The sequence below is a fragment of the Pseudobacillus wudalianchiensis genome, assembly GCF_001685015.1.
In the GTDB taxonomy this organism is placed as follows: domain Bacteria; phylum Bacillota; class Bacilli; order Bacillales; family Domibacillaceae; genus Pseudobacillus; species Pseudobacillus wudalianchiensis.
Genome location: NZ_MAYT01000002.1, coordinates 43,161 through 61,756 on the forward strand (window position 1 = coordinate 43,161; position 18,596 = coordinate 61,756).

General features: G+C 39.0%; 16 protein-coding genes and 4 tRNA genes. 17 read left to right on the forward strand and 3 right to left on the reverse strand.

The genetic code is table 11. The features are described 5' to 3' along the window. The first annotated feature begins 136 nt into the window (after nucleotides 1–136). The 13 genes from A8F95_RS04665 to rlmH all read left to right on the forward strand — a co-directional run bounded on the left by A8F95_RS04665 (nucleotide 137) and on the right by rlmH (nucleotide 10,609). Nucleotides 137–1,429 carry an adenylosuccinate synthase gene (locus A8F95_RS04665; RefSeq protein WP_065409482.1) on the forward strand — a complete coding sequence of 431 codons (1,293 nt, stop codon included), beginning with the start codon at nucleotides 137–139 and terminating at the stop codon, nucleotides 1,427–1,429. Nucleotides 1,430–1,824: 395 nt separating this feature from the next. Then, a tRNA-Lys gene (locus A8F95_RS04670) sits at nucleotides 1,825–1,900 on the forward strand. A gap of 13 nt (nucleotides 1,901–1,913) precedes the next feature. Next, nucleotides 1,914–1,985 (forward strand) — tRNA-Glu (locus tag A8F95_RS04675). Between the two features lie 187 nt (nucleotides 1,986–2,172). Then, nucleotides 2,173–2,249, forward strand: a tRNA-Asp gene (locus A8F95_RS04680). Between the two features lie 150 nt (nucleotides 2,250–2,399). Continuing rightward, a tRNA-Phe gene (locus A8F95_RS04685) sits at nucleotides 2,400–2,472 on the forward strand. Nucleotides 2,473–2,770: 298 nt separating this feature from the next. Continuing rightward, nucleotides 2,771–3,481 carry a response regulator YycF gene (gene yycF / locus A8F95_RS04690; RefSeq protein WP_049665891.1) on the forward strand — a complete coding sequence of 237 codons (711 nt, stop codon included), beginning with the start codon at nucleotides 2,771–2,773 and terminating at the stop codon, nucleotides 3,479–3,481. A 5-nt stretch (nucleotides 3,482–3,486) separates the two neighbouring features. Further along, nucleotides 3,487–5,310, forward strand: a complete 1,824-nt coding sequence (walK, locus tag A8F95_RS04695) for a cell wall metabolism sensor histidine kinase WalK (RefSeq protein ID WP_065409483.1) — start codon at nucleotides 3,487–3,489, stop codon at nucleotides 5,308–5,310. Continuing rightward, the gene (locus tag A8F95_RS04700; protein WP_049665888.1) at nucleotides 5,307–6,641 is read left to right on the forward strand and encodes a YycH family regulatory protein; all 1,335 of its coding nucleotides are present in this window, start codon (nucleotides 5,307–5,309) and stop codon (nucleotides 6,639–6,641) included. Before walK ends, A8F95_RS04700 begins: the two co-directional genes overlap by 4 nt. Then, nucleotides 6,628–7,416, forward strand: coding sequence for a two-component system regulatory protein YycI (locus A8F95_RS04705; protein ID WP_065409484.1), 789 nt, complete (start codon nucleotides 6,628–6,630; stop codon nucleotides 7,414–7,416). Before A8F95_RS04700 ends, A8F95_RS04705 begins: the two co-directional genes overlap by 14 nt. Nucleotides 7,417–7,437: 21 nt before the next feature. Then, nucleotides 7,438–8,232, forward strand: a complete 795-nt coding sequence (locus tag A8F95_RS04710) for an MBL fold metallo-hydrolase (protein WP_065409485.1) — start codon at nucleotides 7,438–7,440, stop codon at nucleotides 8,230–8,232. Between the two features lie 169 nt (nucleotides 8,233–8,401). Beyond that, nucleotides 8,402–9,616 carry a S1C family serine protease gene (locus A8F95_RS04715; protein ID WP_065409486.1) on the forward strand — a complete coding sequence of 405 codons (1,215 nt, stop codon included), beginning with the start codon at nucleotides 8,402–8,404 and terminating at the stop codon, nucleotides 9,614–9,616. Between the two features lie 76 nt (nucleotides 9,617–9,692). Next, nucleotides 9,693–9,842 carry a CxxH/CxxC protein gene (locus A8F95_RS04720; RefSeq protein ID WP_065409487.1) on the forward strand — a complete coding sequence of 50 codons (150 nt, stop codon included), beginning with the start codon at nucleotides 9,693–9,695 and terminating at the stop codon, nucleotides 9,840–9,842. A gap of 287 nt (nucleotides 9,843–10,129) precedes the next feature. Continuing rightward, complete coding sequence (rlmH, locus tag A8F95_RS04725; protein WP_065409488.1) at nucleotides 10,130–10,609, forward strand: 23S rRNA (pseudouridine(1915)-N(3))-methyltransferase RlmH; 480 nt, start codon at nucleotides 10,130–10,132, stop codon at nucleotides 10,607–10,609. Between the two features lie 82 nt (nucleotides 10,610–10,691). Here rlmH and A8F95_RS23295 read toward each other — a convergent pair whose 3' ends face one another. Then, nucleotides 10,692–10,901 (reverse strand): hypothetical protein, encoded by a 210-nt coding sequence (locus A8F95_RS23295; protein ID WP_065409489.1) that lies wholly within the window; start codon nucleotides 10,899–10,901, stop codon nucleotides 10,692–10,694. Between A8F95_RS23295 and A8F95_RS21555 the strand changes: the two genes are divergently transcribed. Both A8F95_RS21555 and A8F95_RS04735 read left to right on the forward strand, forming a co-directional pair. Then, the gene (locus A8F95_RS21555; RefSeq protein ID WP_342669938.1) at nucleotides 10,895–11,047 is read left to right on the forward strand and encodes a JAB domain-containing protein; all 153 of its coding nucleotides are present in this window, start codon (nucleotides 10,895–10,897) and stop codon (nucleotides 11,045–11,047) included. The genes A8F95_RS23295 and A8F95_RS21555 overlap by 7 nt on opposite strands. Nucleotides 11,048–11,276: 229 nt before the next feature. Then, a complete protein-coding gene (locus A8F95_RS04735; protein ID WP_065409490.1) occupies nucleotides 11,277–12,722 on the forward strand; it encodes a DEAD/DEAH box helicase in 1,446 nt (481 codons plus the stop codon). Nucleotides 12,723–13,096: 374 nt separating this feature from the next. Here A8F95_RS04735 and A8F95_RS04740 read toward each other — a convergent pair whose 3' ends face one another. Beyond that, a complete protein-coding gene (locus A8F95_RS04740) occupies nucleotides 13,097–13,960 on the reverse strand; it encodes an RNA polymerase sigma-70 factor (RefSeq protein ID WP_077247218.1) in 864 nt (287 codons plus the stop codon). Beyond that, nucleotides 13,926–15,245 (reverse strand): phytoene desaturase family protein, encoded by a 1,320-nt coding sequence (locus A8F95_RS04745; protein WP_065409491.1) that lies wholly within the window; start codon nucleotides 15,243–15,245, stop codon nucleotides 13,926–13,928. The genes A8F95_RS04740 and A8F95_RS04745 overlap by 35 nt, the downstream gene beginning before the upstream one ends. Nucleotides 15,246–16,011: 766 nt before the next feature. On the opposite strand from A8F95_RS04745, the gene A8F95_RS04750 reads away from it, so the two are divergent. Both A8F95_RS04750 and A8F95_RS04755 read left to right on the forward strand, forming a co-directional pair. Then, nucleotides 16,012–17,370, forward strand: a complete 1,359-nt coding sequence (locus A8F95_RS04750; protein ID WP_065409492.1) for an aromatic ring-hydroxylating oxygenase subunit alpha — start codon at nucleotides 16,012–16,014, stop codon at nucleotides 17,368–17,370. 2 nt (nucleotides 17,371–17,372) lie between these two features. Then, nucleotides 17,373–17,900 carry a 3-phenylpropionate/cinnamic acid dioxygenase subunit beta gene (locus tag A8F95_RS04755; protein ID WP_245671136.1) on the forward strand — a complete coding sequence of 176 codons (528 nt, stop codon included), beginning with the start codon at nucleotides 17,373–17,375 and terminating at the stop codon, nucleotides 17,898–17,900. Nucleotides 17,901–18,596 lie beyond the last annotated feature (696 nt).

Below are 18,596 nucleotides of genomic sequence, written 5' to 3' on the forward strand. Positions count from 1 at the left end.
TTATTTTTTTACGAACAAATTCACATTTTGTATTAAAAATGTTCGTGTTCTGTAATTGACTTCTTTAGTTTTAAACTGTTAAAATAAGTTTGGTTAAAAATCAACAAAATAATGGACTCTTCGGAGGTGCTTATTCATGACGTCAGTAGTAGTAGTCGGAACACAGTGGGGCGATGAAGGGAAAGGAAAAATTACTGATTTCCTTTCAGAAAACGCAGAAGTAGTAGCTCGTTATCAAGGCGGTAACAATGCAGGACATACGATTAAATTCAATAACGTTACGTATAAGCTTCATTTAATTCCATCAGGGATTTTTTATGATGATAAAATTTGTGTCATTGGCAACGGAATGGTCGTTGATCCAAAAGCATTGATTCAAGAACTAAAATATTTACACGAGCATGGTGTATCGACAGACAACCTGCGTATTAGCAACCGTGCCCATGTGATTCTTCCTTACCACCTGAAAATCGATGAGGTGGAAGAGGAGCGCAAAGGTGCCAACAAGATTGGTACGACTAAGAAAGGCATCGGACCTGCTTACATGGATAAAGCAGCTCGTATCGGTATCCGTATGGCTGATCTTCTAGATCGTAAAGCGTTTGAAGAGAAGCTGACTCGAAATTTAGAAGAAAAGAATCGTCTACTTGAACGTTTCTATGAAACAGAAGGCTTCGAGCTTAAAGACATCTTTGAAGAGTATTATGAATATGGCCAACAAATTAAACAATACGTGTGTGATACATCTGTTGTTTTGAATGATGCTCTTGATGAAGGACGTCGCGTATTATTTGAAGGTGCACAAGGTGTTATGCTGGATATTGATCAAGGTACTTACCCGTTCGTTACTTCTTCTAACCCAGTTGCCGGTGGTGTAACCATTGGATCAGGTGTGGGACCAACAAAGATTAATCACGTGGTTGGTGTTTCTAAAGCCTATACAACTCGTGTAGGGGATGGTCCATTCCCAACAGAATTGATTAATGAAATTGGTGATCGAATTCGTGAAGTGGGCCGGGAATACGGTACAACAACTGGCCGTCCACGCCGTGTAGGATGGTTTGACAGCGTCGTCGTCCGTCATGCCCGCCGGGTAAGTGGATTGACTGACTTGTCTCTTAATTCCATTGACGTACTTACTGGCATTGAAACGTTAAAAATTTGCACAGCTTACCGTTATAAAGGTGAGATTATTGAGGAATTCCCGGCTAATTTAAATGTTCTAGCAGAGTGTGAGCCAGTATATGAAGAGCTGCCTGGCTGGACAGAAGATATTACCGGCTGCAAGACGTTGAGTGAGCTTCCTGAAAATGCTCGTCATTATCTAGAGCGCGTATCTCAACTGACAGGTATTCCGTTATCCATTTTCTCAGTAGGTCCTGACCGCAACCAAACAAATGTTGTTCGCAGTGTCTGGGCACAAAGATAATAAATTGTCTAAAATCTAAGGCAATTGACAAACGCTCGCTTTCTTGCCTGTCTGTGGTGCTCACGGCCCTTGTGGTCTATCCGCTCCTCATCAAGATTTGTGCCTTGAAAGACGACTGTTTTCAATTAGCCTCAGGAGATATATAAAATAACTTTTATAGTCTAAACCCGTTTCCTCTTTTGAGAAAACGGGTTTTTTTGTAAGAAAAAAAGCCTATAGAGTTTTTTCTGCACAGGTCAAAGTAACTGATTTATTTTTATTGTTTACTAAATTGCTTTTTTACAGGCATTTTCCAATCGTTTTATTTTTTTCGACAATTTTTTTTAAAAACCTGTTGTCAGACATTTAACTATGTGATAATATTAACAACGTTGCTAAGAACAAGCACTAAATACGAGCCATTAGCTCAGTCGGTAGAGCATCTGACTTTTAATCAGAGGGTCGAAGGTTCGAGTCCTTCATGGCTCACCATTTTTATTAGGATGGCCCCTTGGTCAAGCGGTTAAGACACCGCCCTTTCACGGCGGTAACACGGGTTCGAATCCCGTAGGGGTCATTAATTAGAAAAGCGCAGCCGACTGCATTGGGGCGACAAGCATAAGACAGGCTGATGGAATGGTGTTTTTCAGCCATGTAGTCAGATTGGCTTATGACCTCGAGACCCAAGGAGGCGCAGCTAGACAAGAAAAGTGAAGGGTGCTTGATCAGTGCACTAGCGCCTGCAGCTAGACAATATTTTATACGGTCCGGTAGTTCAGTTGGTTAGAATGCCTGCCTGTCACGCAGGAGGTCGCGGGTTCGAGTCCCGTCCGGACCGCCATTTTAATAACCGTTTAATTTAATGAATCCTATTTTCCCAGATGACGGCCACTACTTCATGAGTTTACTTCAATGTTGGCCGCATCATTTTTTACAGCAACCTAGTAGCTTTATCGTAGAGAGCACTTGCGTTGTACTACATACTTATTATGGCTCAGTAGCTCAGTCGGTAGAGCAATGGACTGAAAATCCATGTGTCGGCGGTTCGATTCCGTCCTGAGCCATCAAAGAAGCATTGCGACGATGATAACTCTCGCAGTGCTTTTTTTCATACAAATAAAAGTTTCCAGTTTCCTGAAAAAGATGAAAACCGGTGCTTTTCATGATAAAGTTATTGAGGAGCTATTCAATATCGTATAGATACAGGGTCGTTTGTCTTTACAACGGCCTGTTTGTAGTAGTATTTTCCACATTCTGTTTAAATGTTAGATCAAACTGTTTTCTAAGGAAAATATGATAAAATAGTAGAATCATCTTTTCTAAAATTGAATGCTGTGAGACTGAAGAAATGAGGAGAAGAACATGCAAAAGAAAATATTAGTCGTAGATGATGAGAGGCCCATTGCTGACATTCTACAATTTAATTTAAAAAAAGAGGGTTATGACGTTCACTGTGCTTACGACGGTGACCAGGCAGTAGAAATGGTAGAAGAACTACAGCCTGATTTAATATTGCTTGATATTATGCTTCCGGGACGCGATGGAATGGAAGTGTGTCGGGAAGTAAGAAAAAAATATGAAATGCCAATTGTCATGCTGACAGCAAAAGATTCAGAAATTGATAAGGTGCTCGGTCTGGAGCTTGGGGCGGATGACTATGTAACGAAACCATTCAGCACGAGAGAATTGATCGCCCGTGTGAAAGCGAATCTGCGCCGCCATCAGGCAGCTCCTCCGCAGTCAGAGGAGGAAGAAGACACGAATGAAATTTCAGTGGGAATGTTAACGATTCATCCGGATGCCTATGTTGTCTCTAAACGTGGTGAAACGATTGAATTGACACACCGTGAGTTCGAGCTTCTTCATTATTTAGCGAAGCATATTGGACAAGTCATGACGCGGGAGCATTTGTTACAGACCGTGTGGGGCTATGATTATTATGGTGATGTCCGCACCGTGGATGTAACAGTCCGTCGCCTTCGTGAAAAGATTGAAGATAATCCAAGCCACCCTTCATGGATTGTGACAAGAAGAGGGGTAGGTTACTACTTGCGCAATCCTGAACAGGAGTAACATTCATGAAAAGAGTTGGCTTTTTTCGGTCGATACAACTAAAGTTTGTGTTAATTTACGTATTGCTTATCTTGTTTGCGATGCAAATTATCGGTGTGTATTTTGTCAAGGAGCTTGAGGAGAAGCTCCTGACAAATTTTAAAACCTCTCTTCAAGAGCGCGTAAATCTTCTTGAATACAATCTAAGAGAAGAAATGCTGAAAGAGAGGACAGAAGAAACACCGACTCTTGAGCAGGATATCCGGAGAATATTAGAAGACTTCGCAGCACCGGATGTGTCGGAGGTTCGTGTTATTGACCACCGCAGCCGCATTATTGGCACATCTGACTCGAATAGGCAGGGGATTATTGGTCAGAGGATTACAGATATTTCGGTGAAGCGGACGCTTTCCCTCGGTGCAGAAGAAGATAAAATGTATATAGACCAACAATCAAATAAGAGAATTTGGGTCTATACTTCTCCAATTATTTCTAATAGGGAAGTCATTGGGGCTATCTATTTAATTGGCAAAGTTGAAACCGTGTTTGGCCAGATGGAAGAAATCAATGAAATCTTGTTTTCGGCTACTGCGCTTGCTTTAGGTCTAACAGCTATACTTGGTATTTTACTAGCGAGAACCATTACTCGTCCTATTACTGATATGCGCCGGCAGGCCGTGGCATTAGGAAAAGGAAACTTTTCGCGTAAGGTAAAAGTGTATGGACAGGATGAAATTGGTGAACTGGCGATTACGTTTAATAACTTAACGAAACGGCTTCAGGAAGCCCAGGCAACGACAGAAGGAGAGAGAAGAAAGCTGTCTTCTGTGCTGTCGTATATGACGGATGGAGTTATTGCTACTGATCGAAAAGGCCGTGTGATTTTAATCAATGAACCAGCATCAAAGCTGTTAAATGTTTCACGTGAAACGGTTATTTCACAACATATTACTAATTTACTCGGCCTTGAAAAAGAATATACCTTTGATGATTTGCTAAATGAACAAGACTCGGTCATTTTAGATTACAGCAATGATGACCAGCCGTATGTACTGCGGGCTAATTTTTCAGTTATTCAAAAAGATACAGGCTTTGTAAATGGTTTGATTGCAGTCCTTCACGATATAACGGAACAAGAAAAAATTGAAATGGATCGCCGTGAGTTTGTTGCGAACGTGTCTCATGAATTGAGAACACCGTTAACAACGATGAGAAGTTATTTAGAAGCATTAGCAGAAGGGGCATGGCAGGATGCCGATATTGCTCCACACTTCTTAGAAGTCACGCAAACCGAGACAGAGCGAATGATTCGTCTTGTTAATGACTTATTGCAATTGTCTAAGTTTGATAGCCGTGACTATCAGCTGACGAAGAAAGACGTCGACTTCACGGAGTTCTTTAACCGGATCATTGATCGATTCGAAATGACGAAATCGCAAGATGTTACCTTTAAACGTAAATTACCGCGTTATCCAATTTACGTCGAAATAGATACCGATAAGTTAACGCAGGTGATTGATAATATTATTTCTAATGCATTAAAGTATTCCCCAGAAGGTGGTCAGGTTACTTTTAAAGTAGAGGAAAAAAGCGATAAAATTGAAATTAGCATTCGCGACCAAGGAATGGGGATTCCAAAGAAGAATCTTGATCGGATCTTTGAACGCTTTTATCGTGTCGATCGGGCACGTTCCCGCAAAATGGGCGGAACTGGTCTAGGATTAGCGATTGCAAAAGAAATGATTACTGCCCATGACGGCCACATTTGGGCAACGAGTGTTGAAGGAAAGGGAACGACCATTTTCTTTACGCTTCCTTATGAAATGTCTCAAGAGGATGATTGGTCATGAAATATGAAAATTTGAAATCAATTGGGTTAGCGCTGCTCGTGGCAATCAGCATTATCCTGACCTTAAGTATATGGAACTACCAACCAAATTACGAAACGATTAAGAGAGATAACATTCACGAAGTATCTTCTATTAGTGAAACGAAAGAGGCCTCCCACTTAATAAAGCCTTCTAAGGTGCTGTTTCACAAGGAGGACGAGCATTACGGATCCACAAGAGATCTAGAAACAGACGAAATTATGAAGGAAATGCAGAAGTGGACATTTACTAATACAGTAGATGTATCTAGTAGTTTAAGCCCGAAAGAGTTTGAAGAACTCCTCCATGGAGAAAATCGTTTGGAACTCATTTTTTCTGCTTTTATTCCTTTTTACACGATGAGTACTATTATCTCCTTTGAAGATGATTCTGTACCGAATGCCGTATTTGACCGGATCATTATTACAGACGTGGACACGGGAGAGAAGCGAGCCAATGTCTATTTTGTCTCAACAAGAGAGCATCTTGTTTTCCGTAGTCAAGTATCCTCTCAAAATCTTTCTGCGTTTAAAAAGCAGTTTATTAAAGATGCTGAAAAGTGGGAAGTGTACGTTGAGTATCCACTTGCTGCAAATGAAAAGTTGTTTCTTCCAAAAGAGCAGCCGATATTATCTAGTTACAAATATTTGCCGGATGATATTAACATAGAGGACTTTAAAGACTTGCTGTTTAGTGATCCAAGCTTAGTGAAAAAAGGTTCAAAAGCAAATGGTGAGGAGTATACAGACGGCTCTACATTAATGAAAGTTGATTACGAGACGAAAATGATTTTTTATGTAAATCCGGCCAAAGAATCTGAGATTAACAGCCCAGGGAGCCTGCATGATTTGCTGGACAAGAGCATTAAGTTTATTAATGAACATAGCGGATGGACAGATCAATATCGATTATTCGAAGCCAATCCTGGATCTTCTACAGTTGGTTATCGGTTATTTAAAAATGGCTTGCCTGTGTTTAATAAGCAAGGCATGGCAGAAATTAAACAAGTATGGGGACAAGATAAGATTTATCAGTATACTCGTCCTTATTTCACGTTGGATATTTCTCTCCCATCGGAAGGAGAAGAGGTTACCTTGCCTGATAGTGCTTCTGTGCTAGAACAAGTGAAAAAACAGCCAGGATTTGAACCTAAACTGCTAGAGGACATGACAGTAGGATATCAGTTGCTGCCAGATCCTCAATCATCTAAAATTCTTGTTCTTGAGCCTGCTTGGTTCTATAAATATGGAGGCCATTGGGAATACCTCTCATTTACTAAGAAGACGGAGGGAAGCGTCCATGGATTGGAGTAAAACGAAAACAATCTTTATTACAGTTTTTCTCATTTTGGACATATTTCTCTTGGCTGTATTTTTAAATAAACATAGTGCAAGTCAATTCGAGTTTATCAAAGAAGCCTCCATTGAAGACAAATTAAGATCTTATAACATCGAATATGGTAAGTTACCCGAGGAAGTAAGTGAAGAGTCCATTATCACCGCTAAATCAAAAAGTTTTACTAAAAAAGAGATTAGTCTCCTGCAAAATCAAAACGTTAAGCTTTCTGACGACCAAACTGTTTTAGAGAGTTATTTGCAAAAGCCAGTCAAGCTTGGTGAGAAAAAACTGGATGATCTTAAATCCTTTGTTGAAAATAATGTTCTTTTCGGTGATCAATACCAATATTGGGAGATTGATAACGAAGAAAATAAAGTTATTTTTTATCAGCATTACAAAGATAAGAAGCTATTTGAAATTAAAAACGGCAAGCTCGAAGTAGGTTTGAATAGTAATGGAGAAATTATTGATTACAGGCAGACTATGCTGGAAGATCTCGAGGAAAATGGCCAAGAAGAAACTATTTTGTCTGCCCATCAAGCCATTCAGACACTATACAAGAACGGTCTCATTAAGCCTAACAGTAAAATTTCTGATGTAGAACTTGGCTACTATACTTTTGTGCACTTAACAGAATTACAAGTACTGTCGCCTACTTGGTACTTTAAAATTAAAAACGGCAATAAAACAGAAAAGATGTTTGTGAATGCTTTCGACGGATCGATTTATAAGAATGAGAAAAACAGCTAATGATAGATGGAGTGAAGCAACATGACTTTGCGTTTTAGCGTTCTGGCAAGCGGCAGTACAGGAAATGCTTTCTACGTGGAAACAGAGGATCAAGCATTTTTAGTAGATGCCGGATTGAGCGGTAAGCAAATGGAGGGGCTGTTTGCTTCCATTGACCGTGAATTAAAGAACTTAACAGGTATCCTTGTGACACATGAACATAGTGATCATATTAAAGGGCTTGGTGTACTTGCCAGAAAATATAAACTGCCAATTTATGCGAATGAAAAGACGTGGAAGGCGATGGACAAGTTAACAGGCAACATCGATACAGAGCAAAAATTCACATTTGACATGGAAACGGTGCAAAGTTTCGGAGATTTGGATATTGAGTCATTTGGTGTATCACACGATGCAGCTGAGCCGATGTTCTATGTTTTCCATCATGAAGACAAGAAACTAGCGTTAATTACGGATACAGGCTATGTCAGTGATCGCATGAAAGGCGTCATTAAAAACGCGGACGCCTATGTATTTGAAAGCAACCACGATGTTCAAATGCTTCGTGTGGGCCGTTATCCGTGGAATATTAAACGCCGTATTCTAGGTGATTTCGGCCACGTATCGAATGAGGATGCTGCGATCGCCATGAGTGACGTGATTGGTGACCGGACAAAACGGATTTATCTGGCACACTTAAGCCAAGATAATAATATGAAAGACTTGGCAAAAATGAGCGTCACACAAACGCTTGAAATGAAAGACATGCCAGTCGGCGAACAATTTGAACTCTTGCATACCGATCCGAAAGTACCAACCCTGCTAACAGAGCTTTAACCTATAAACAAAACCGTCTGAGTGCTGAATCAGGCGGTTTTTTTATAGATTATTGTAAAGGAAGGGCCGGGCGGTATGGCATTTTTGTTGAATTTTTTGACTAGAGCGTTATAATTTGTGCTACATGGGGAAAATAACTGAAAGTATGTAGTGGAAAGGGTGAGGGTGTTTGGGCTATTATGATGATGACAAAGCCAATGGCCGATATCAGCGCGGCCCCCGGAAAAGCGGTTATTTTTTAGCTAGTCTGGCGGGGCTTATTATAGGGGCGCTGCTTGTAATTTTAGTGCTTCCTAAGCTGGCTGATTATAATGTATTACCAAATGAACAAGAAGATAAAAACGTACAAATCGAACCAAATAAGGAGCAGCCAAAAGGGCAAGAGGTTTCGCTCAATGTTACAACCGATGTGACTAAAGCAGTCGATAAAGCGCAGGATGCAGTCGTCGGGATTACGAACATTCAATCCGGCAGCTTTTGGGAAGGGGAATCTGCCCAGCCAGCCGGAACAGGTTCTGGTGTTATTTATAAAAAAACCGGCGATAAGGCATACGTGGTCACAAATAATCATGTTGTGCAAGGTGCCCAGCAATTAGAGGTCACTCTAGCGGACGGAACGAAAGTCCCCGCAAAGCTTCGGGGTACAGATATTTGGAGCGACTTAGCGGTCGTTGAAATAGACGGAAAAAATGTAAAGAAAGTAGCTGAGTTTGGTGACTCGGACGCATTAAAAGCTGGAGAGCCTGTCATTGCCATCGGGAATCCGCTCGGTTTGGAGTTTTCCGGATCAGTCACCCAGGGAGTGATCTCAGGGCTGGAGCGTGCGATACCGGTTGATATAAATGGTGACGGTGAAGTGGACTGGCAGGCAGAAGTTCTGCAGACGGATGCGGCAATTAATCCAGGTAACAGCGGCGGTGCCCTCGTGAATATTGGCGGGCAGGTTGTTGGCATCAATTCTATGAAAATTGCCCAGCAATCAGTAGAAGGTATCGGTTTATCAATCCCCATTAATTTTGCAAAACCCATTATCAATAATTTAGAAACTAAAGGCAAAATGGTCCGTCCAGCAATGGGTGTGACCCTTAGAAACGTTAATGAAATACCAGCCTACCATCAGCAGGAAACGTTGAAACTTCCGAAAAACATTACTGATGGAGCGATGGTAGAACAGGTTTATCCTAATACGCCAGCTTCAAAAGCAGGCTTGCAGGAATTTGATGTCATTGTACAGCTCGACAATCAAAAGATACATGATATTTTAGAGCTTCGTAAATACATGTATAATAAGAAAAAAGTCGGCGATAAAATGGAAATCCATTTCTATCGCAATGGAAAATTGAGAAAAGAGACAATGACCCTAACTTCTGAAGAAGCACTGTAATGAAAAGACGCAGAAAAGCGATGATGCTTTTCTGCGCTTTTTCGTGATAAACTATACAAGCAAAGGAGCGGATAGAATGATTTATTGCTGTCAGGAACATACAGAGCTAGCCTTAGATGTAATCGTAGATGAATATGAAAAAGCTCCAGTCATCGAGAGGGTAGAAGACGAGAAGCGTTCATGTGAATATTGTCAAAAAGAAGCGGAATATGTAGTAGCAAACTAATATTCTCCCTACAAGATGTGGATAGTTATTGTGAGTATGTGTATAACTTTTCGGAAAAAATAGAAAAATACCTGTGGATAAGTAAAAAAGAGCGACTTATACACAGGTTTGCTCTTTTTAAGGGCTATTTTGGCACCAGATGATTCGTTGTTTTTCGATAGGAATCGCCTCTTGGTATGAAATCGAAATTCAGTTTGAAAATTCGGATAAAAATAGATGAGAATTTTCAGATTTGTGGATATGTGGATAGTTTTGTGGACAACCTGTTTGTAAAGTGAGGAAATGCTGTGAATATTACAATCGTAACTGTTGGAAAGCTAAAAGAGAAATATTTAAAGCAAGGAATTGCCGAATATGTCAAACGTCTTTCCGCTTACGCCAAAATCGACATTATTGAAGTCGCAGACGAAAAAGCCCCGGAAGAACTAAGTATAACAGAAATGGAGCAAGTAAAACAAAAAGAAAGTGAACGAATTCTTGCTAAAATCAGTCCGGATACTCACGTGATCGCTCTGGCGATTGAAGGCAAAATGAAAACATCCGAAGAACTCGCCAAAAACCTCGATCAGCTAGCTACATATGGCAAAAGCAAAATCGCGTTCATCATTGGCGGCTCACTTGGCCTCCATGAAGGCGTTATGAAGCGGGCGAACGACACGTTATCCTTCTCGAAAATGACGTTTCCTCACCAGCTGATGAGGTTGATTTTAGTAGAGCAGATCTACCGAAGCTTTCGGATTAACCGGGGGGAACCGTACCATAAGTAAATGAGGTTTTAATAAATAAATCAAGTAAAAATATTTAAAAACACAAAAAGTCTCCCTAAAACATGGGAGATTTTTTGTGTTTCTATTCACTATATTTGCTAATTAAGTCATCTAAGGTTTGTTTTAATATTGAAGGTCTTGTATTGGATCCTTTAAAGCCGGTTTCTAAATAAGAATTAGCTAACCCTTCTTGGAGTATAGAAATAATTCTATGAAAACGGTGTTCTTCTAAGATATCTACTCTTTGATTATTCAAATAGTTAATAAATACAGAAACAATCATTTGTGCCATCAGGAGAAACCACTTCTAGCCCAGAAGATATCGAAGTAACAGAGCGATTAGTTCAAGCTGGTAACATCATTAGAGTGGATGTGCTTGACCATGTTGTGTTGGGTGATAATTGTTATGGGTCACTAAAGGAAAAAGGTTATTTCTGAAAGGAGCCACGTAATTTGAATGATCTAATTTATAGTTTTATAAGAGGGTATCAGTAGAAATTATAAATTGGCACAGCAGTTTTTTGCGTTTGTATATTATTTTAGGAATCTTAACCGTATGTATGCCTGGCATTTCAAGTATAATGAACTAGTCAGATTTTGCATATGATATTTCTTTTTGAGGAATTTTATAAATAAGTCAAATAATATAAAAAACGAGGTTAAATACATGAGCAAAAGAAGTTTCAATGATTATAATTTAGGCGATGAAATAAAAAGAGCTCTTGCTGTGTTAAAATATGAAACGCCCACAGAGGTTCAAGGCGAAGTCATACCAAGAGCATTGGAAAATCAGGATCTTGTAGTGAAATCTCAAACGGGCAGTGGCAAGACGGCATCCTTTGGTATTCCTGTTTGCGAGATGATTGAATGGGAGGAAAAAAAGCCCCAGGCATTAATTCTTACGCCAACTCGGGAGCTTGCCGTTCAAGTTCGAGAGGATTTAACAAATATCGGTAGATTTAAAAGAATTAAAGCTATGGCGGTTTACGGCAAAGAACCTTTTACAAAACAAAAAGAAGAGTTAAAACAAAAAACCCATATAGTCGTCGGCACACCTGGGCGTGTGATGGATCATATTGAGAGAGAAACATTAACTTTAGACCAAATAAACTACCTTATTATAGATGAAGCTGATGAAATGCTTAACATGGGTTTTATCGACGAAGTAGAAGCTATAATAAAAAAACTCCCTTTAAATAGAGTAACGATGGTATTTTCCGCTACATTGCCTAAAGATGTTGAAAATCTCTGCCATAAATATATGAATACTCCTATTAATATTCAGATTGCTTCTACAGGGATCACTACGAGTACGATTGAACATAGTGTAATTGAAGTGAAAGAAGAAGAAAAGGTTTCATTGCTTAAAAACGTTACAGTTGTCGAAAATCCGGATAGCTGTATTATCTTCTGCAGAACTAAAGAACATGTCGACACAGTGTTTGCCGAATTGGAAAAATCCAACTATTCTTGTGAAAAACTCCACGGAGGACTAGAACAGGAAGATCGATTTGCGGTTATGAATGGCTTCAAAACGGGGAATTTTCGTTATCTCGTGGCGACCGATGTGGCGGCTAGAGGAATCGATGTTGATAATGTAACACTTGTGATCAATTATGACGTTCCGATGGAAAAAGAGAGCTATGTTCACCGAACAGGCAGAACCGGGCGTGCTGGTAATAAAGGAAAAGCAATTATGTTTGCAACTCCTTATGAAGGCAAATTTCTTAAAGCAATTGAAAAATACATTGGCTTTGAAATACCGGTAAGGGAAGCACCGACACGGCAGGAGGTAGCCGGAGGAAAAAACGCTTTTGAGGAAAAAATCAGTGGTCGCCGGGTCGTGAAAAACAATAAAACTGCCCGAATAAACAAGGATATCATGAAACTCCATTTCAACGGCGGGAAAAAGAAGAAGCTTCGAGCTGTAGACTTTGTTGGAACGATTGCGAAAATTCCTGGAGTAACAGCAGATGATATTGGTATTATTACCATTCAGGATAATTTATCCTATGTTGATATTCTTAATGGGAAAGGATCATTAGTCTTACAAGCTATGAAAGAAACAACTATCAAAGGCAAGAAGCTTAAAGTCAGCAAGGCAATTAAGTGATTATACCCCCAACGCGGACTGAAAGATGATGACCTGACCTCAACACGGCTGAATCAATCAGCGGGTATAACTATCTAAGATAGGAAGACATAATAAATATTTAGTTAGGATACGTATGCTAGAATTTCGTCGTTAGCTCCGATATGGAGAACCGTACCATAAGTAAATGAGGTTCTTCTACTAGAAAAGGAAGAAAAGCGGTTGTCCCTAAAGGGTTTCATTAATTGCCTTTTAGGGACAGTTTTATTTTGAATAATTAGATACAAGGTTTCAGCAATTGGAAACCCTTAACTTGTAGATCAGATTTATTCTATTGAATCCTGATAAAAAACTGCTGCCAAGCATGATCTCTTCTCCCTCTATCTCTATAGCTTTTAATGAATAGGTAATTTATCTGGGTTCATTGTTATATACATTTCCACTATTTTTTCATTGCTAATATAAAAGCTAAGGATACTTTGAATCTTACCATTCATGTATATTACAACTGCTGGTTGACAATTGACATTTTTAACCTCAATATAAAAGTCTTCAGGGGCCTTTTTTATGACTCCGTATAATAAGGCTAAAACGTTGGAGAAGGATGCGATTGGACGTACAGCAGCTGTGACTTTTCCACCGCCATCAGAAAATAGTGTGACATTTTCTGATACAAGTTCTAATAAGGCATCCGTATTTTGCATTTGAAATGCTTCTATAAAGCGGTTAATGATTAGCTTATTCTTCTCATAGTTTAAGCTTTCACCTTCCACATGTGAGACCTTTTGCTTAGCCCTGCTAAAAATTTTTCTGCAGTTTTCTTCTTTCTTTTCAATGATGTTAGCAATCTCTGAGTAAGGGAAATCAAATACCTCTCTTAAAAGGAGGGTTGCTCGTTCATCTGGTGCCAAATGCTCCATCATTCGTAAATAGGCAATACTTAATCCTTCTTTTTGTACAAGCATTTCAGATGGATCAAAGGCCTGTAAGCTTTCTATTAATAATGGCTCAGGATTCCATGGTCCCACATAATGTTCTCGTCTGTACCGTGCAGACTTTAATACATCCAGACAGAGGTTTGTCATCATTTTACAGAGATATGCTTTCTTAATCTTTATGTTTTCCTCACTTACTTGGTAAGCTCTTAGAAAAGTTTCTTGGACAATATCTTCTGCTTCCACTACTGAACCTAACATCCGATAACCTATTGAAAACAGCAATGGTTTAAATAGGTGGTAATCTTCTTTCGTAATTTGCACTATTTTTCCTCCTCTCGTTTAAAATGATTTCTTCAGCTGCTTGTTTTCCACTGCTGACTGCGCCATCTGCCAAAATGGAGTTAGGGGAAGCCCAATCTCCTGCTATATATAATCCGGGAATTTCTGTTTTAGAACGCTGTAGCTTTTGCTCATCTCCTATTTGGGGTAAGCGCTGGTTCACTGTAATGTTAGGGATAAAACGTTTTGTAATCACATATTGCTGCCATCCCGGCTGCAGCTTATCTAAGAATTGTTCAAGCTCGTTTTTAATACTTGTTCCATCAATGTGATCATCTGGGTGATGATATTTAAATACATGAAGAACTGCACTTTTTGTATCATCAGAAAGGCGGGCATAATTTGAATGCACAGAATAATAGAGGGGATCTGTGATGCCCATGGCGAACAATCTCCTTGGGTTAGGAAGTTTTGTTAAAGCAAGATCTAACGTTGCACCTCTTACAGCTTTTATCTGGGTAAAAAAGCTGTTTTGATAAATATTAACCTTTTCGTTTAACATTGCATTAAGTTCATGAGGACCAGTTGTACAGATTACATACTTCGCGTGAATTTCTTCGTCATTAGACAGGATTAATTTAAATTGATCCTGTTTAACGGGATCAATTTGTTTAACAAGAGTATGTGATTGAACCTGAACACCCAAGATGATTGCTTTATTGTGAAGTTGGTCAATGATCGTTTGCCAGCCGCCATCTAGATAAAGGACGCCTCCCATAGCAGTTTTCATATTCGATACTATTACTTTGGCGCTCACCATTTCAGGAGCATTACAATATGTTGCAAGTCTTCCAAGTATACGTAATAATGACTTAATTTTTTTAGAGTTGGCTACTTGTGTAACCCATTGTTGGAATGTTTGCTCTGCTAACTTTTCAGGATCTATACTCATCACTTTCAATAAAACCGCGATCCATTTCATACGTTCTTTCCCATTCAAAAGACTTGTTGTAAAAAGGTCCAAAGGAGAAAGCGGTGCAGCATGTTCAATATTGTTTTCAATTAATATACCGCCTAATTTTGGTGATTTTCCATTAAGACTAATACCTAATTCTTCGAGAATAGACTTGGCTTTTCCTTTTTTATAAAGGGCGTGCGGACCTAGATTCAAATACTGTTGATTCACCTTGTTTGTTCTAGCCCTGCCGCCAATCTTTTTTCCTTTTTCTACTATTAATATAGATAAATTGGTTTTAGTTAAATAACTAGCTGCAACATAGCCTGCTAATCCACCACCAACAATAACAATATCCCATTTTTGAGTCATAAGATAACCTCCTAAAGTTATTTCATAACTCAAGACGACAAAGGGTGAATAGATGTGACATCGTTTAAAAAAATTTTTAGAAACTTGTTCATAAATGAGCTCAAGGAACTTTTTCTAATCATCCATTTATTTATAAATAAAATATAAAGTATCTTATAAAGAAAAACCTCACTTAGAAATATCACGGTGAACCGTATCATAAGTAAGTGAGGTTTTTTAAAGGAGTAGTTCGTGTATTAACGGGTTCCCTTTTTGGAGGGAAAAAATTAAATAGTAGAAAATAGCACAGGCAACTTAAAATAGTTGCCTTTTTTATGCTGTACTGAATTAAAGAATTATATTATGAATATGGCTGCCATACCCCTAATAATTTTTTGAAATTGTATTTACCTAACTTTTGGTCTTGGTTTGTTCCTTTTGCTTACCCTAGCTCCATAACCACAACAATCACAATAATAGAGCATTAGCCAAACAGGCTTTAATCATAAACAATCATAAATAATTATAAAAAATCATAAAAAACCATTATATACATTATGTAAAATACGTTTTAAACTATAAAAAAGCAGAAGATTTCAAATAATAATATAATTAAATATTTAGTTCGCCAACCAATTATAGGGGGAGGTTATATGGCTGGAATGATAGAACAAAAAACTTATAAACTTGCAATTATTTGTGAATATTACCAATAGATATTACAAAGTAGAAATGAGCGGAAATATATCTTACTCATCAAAATTAGATTTAATGAGGTGAACAGAGAATGTTAGTTAAAGATAGCGTAAATAAGCAAACATTACAGAAGCTGAAAGAAAAGTTAGATAAGGGTTTAATGCCGCAATGGGCAGTGACAGATAAGGATATTTATGAGCTGGAACGCAGACAGATCTTTGGTAAAACGTGGCAATTTCTGGGGCATGAATCTGAATTAAAAGAGCCCGGAAGTTATGTGACGCGTTGGATTGCGAGTGATCCAGTATTACTTGTGAAAACAAATTCCGGAGAGATTAAAGCTTTTCTAAACTCCTGTACGCATAGAGGCGCACATCTATGTACGGCTGATTTCGGAAAAAAGAAAACGTTTACTTGTCCCTATCATGGATGGAGTTTTAACCTTGAAGGGGAACTGGTTGGTGTCGTATCCGGAAAAAAAGTATACGGAGAAAAAATGATAAAGGACGAGTGGGGGCTGCGTCCAATTCCGAAAGTTGGGATGTACCAAGGATTGATATTTGCAAGCTTGGATCATCAAGCGATGCCTCTGGAGGATTATCTTGGGGATATGAAATGGTATTTAGACATCCTGTTAGGCAGAAGTGATGGCGGAATGGAAGTCAGAGGCGTTCCTCAACGTTGGACAGCACAAGCCAACTGGAAGATGACACAAGAAAACTTCGCTTCAGATCCATATCATGTTCAAACGAATCACCGGTCCACTGTTGAATTAGGAATCAGCCCAAGTGACCCGAATTTTGCAAGCTATGGCCATCAGATCGTTTTAGGTAACGGTCACGGTCTAAGTATTATGACGTCTGCAACAGGAAAATCACCCTATAAATATCAAACATTGCCTGAATCGATGTGGCCAATGTTTCAACGAAATTTAAGTCCTGAACAAAATGAAATCTTTTCAAATGCGACCGTTTTTGTCGGTGGTATGTTCCCTAACCTTGCTTTCGACAGTCCAGTGCATGGGATGGAAGGCGAGATGATCAACTACTTAAATCTTCGGATTTGGAGACCTTTAGGGCCTGATAAAGTGGAAGTATGGTGTTGGTTCTTAATTGATAAGGCAGCACCCGAAGAATACAAGGAGAAAGCATATAAGTCTTATGTCGGTTCCTTTGGTCCCTCTGGAACATTAGAACAGGATGATACAGAAGTTTGGGCTCGTATTATTCAAGTAAGCGACGCGCTCATGATGGAAGATAAAGAATTAAGCTATAATAATGTGAACAATTACCTATTGGGAGAAGACGTATTTGAGCCAGTTGAAAACTTTCCTGGACCAGGTGTTGCTTACCCATCTACTTATACGGATAACTTAGCAAGAAGTATTCAAAAACGTTGGTTCGAACTAATTTCAAAAGGTCTTTTGGACGAAGAGGAGGATAGCCAGTGAGCATGGAATTACAATTTCCAAACACTCAAGTGAATTCAGAATTACAACATGAAATTACTCAATTTCTATATCATGAAGCCTATTTGTTAGACCACCATATGTATCAAGAATGGCATGATTTATTAACCGATGATATTATATATCGCATGCCGTTGCGTGTGACAACGGAAAGAAGAGATGGTTCGAATATCGTTGATGATATGACATATTTTGAAGAAACGAAAAAATCCCTTGAGACGAGGGTGAAACGGCTTTATACGAAGTCCGCGTGGGTTGAAGATCCGCGAACAAGGCAGAGGCATTATATCACCAACATCATGATAAAGCCTGGTGCTAATTCCGATGAATATAATGTCCGAAGCTATTTTTACTTCAAACGCAGCAGAGCTTCCGAACATCAAATAGAAGAAATTATTGGCGAGCGGGAGGATATCATTCGGAAAGTAGATGGGCAGTGGAGGATTGCTGCAAGGACAATCATTCCTGACCAGACAGTATTAACGGTTATGAATTTGAGTATGTTTTTGTAGAATTGCACCATTTCATGTCTCCCCATGGTGAGGACGCAAACATCTTTTCTATATAATCCAATCTTTGGATTCGAATTTGTTGTAAAAAATTTGGATTAAGGGTGCAGAGGTATGCCGCAATCCAGGTGTATTTATCTGAATAGTTTAAAAAATGAGGTCATGCTTCTAAAAGCATGACCTCATTTTTTATGTGCAACCGACATGGACGATAACATGGTGGTGAAGGTCCACTACAGGCTTGGCAGTAGGAACTGTTAGTCGACTAAACGTTTGCTTGCCATCGAATAATTCAACAGGCTTCGGTTATGATAATACTTGATGTTGCTGAATAACATTCTTAAGGGATAACGGAGGGAATAACTATGGTAAAAGACTCAAATGCACACAAAGAAAAAAGAAATGACACTGATAAGCAGCCAAATGAACAAAGAAAAAAGAAAGGCAGATCCAACGCTCGCGGAGGAAGAAATTAAGCCATTCTGTTAAAAATAAGTACCTGTCATCGCTCGTAAATGGCCAAGCCTACTGGGTTCGGTTTATCTACAAATTACTTGTGACGAAAACAACTACCCTTATTCTGATGGAGCTATGGGTAGTTGTTTTTCATTTTTAAAGCTTTCATCTCTAATGGGTCAAGACACATGTTCATAAATGAAGAAACTTATAACAAAATAGACTAGGGTAAGGTAGAAACCG

What these genes read in the sequence shown, in the direction of transcription:
- A8F95_RS04665 (WP_065409482.1), top strand. Translation starts at nt 137, where the DNA reads ATGACGTCAGTAGTAGTAGTCGGAACACAGTGGGGCGATGAAGGGAAA.
- A8F95_RS04720 (WP_065409487.1), top strand. Translation starts at nt 9,693, where the DNA reads ATGATTTATTGCTGTCAGGAACATACAGAGCTAGCCTTAGATGTAATC.
- A8F95_RS04705 (WP_065409484.1), top strand. Translation starts at nt 6,628, where the DNA reads ATGGATTGGAGTAAAACGAAAACAATCTTTATTACAGTTTTTCTCATT.
- walK (WP_065409483.1), top strand. Translation starts at nt 3,487, where the DNA reads ATGAAAAGAGTTGGCTTTTTTCGGTCGATACAACTAAAGTTTGTGTTA.
- A8F95_RS04700 (WP_049665888.1), top strand. Translation starts at nt 5,307, where the DNA reads ATGAAATATGAAAATTTGAAATCAATTGGGTTAGCGCTGCTCGTGGCA.
- yycF (WP_049665891.1), top strand. Translation starts at nt 2,771, where the DNA reads ATGCAAAAGAAAATATTAGTCGTAGATGATGAGAGGCCCATTGCTGAC.
- A8F95_RS04710 (WP_065409485.1), top strand. Translation starts at nt 7,438, where the DNA reads ATGACTTTGCGTTTTAGCGTTCTGGCAAGCGGCAGTACAGGAAATGCT.
- A8F95_RS04755 (WP_245671136.1), top strand. Translation starts at nt 17,373, where the DNA reads ATGGAATTACAATTTCCAAACACTCAAGTGAATTCAGAATTACAACAT.
- A8F95_RS04750 (WP_065409492.1), top strand. Translation starts at nt 16,012, where the DNA reads ATGTTAGTTAAAGATAGCGTAAATAAGCAAACATTACAGAAGCTGAAA.
- A8F95_RS23295 (WP_065409489.1), bottom strand. Translation starts at nt 10,901, where the DNA reads ATGGCACAAATGATTGTTTCTGTATTTATTAACTATTTGAATAATCAA.
- A8F95_RS04745 (WP_065409491.1), bottom strand. Translation starts at nt 15,245, where the DNA reads ATGACTCAAAAATGGGATATTGTTATTGTTGGTGGTGGATTAGCAGGC.
- A8F95_RS04735 (WP_065409490.1), top strand. Translation starts at nt 11,277, where the DNA reads ATGAGCAAAAGAAGTTTCAATGATTATAATTTAGGCGATGAAATAAAA.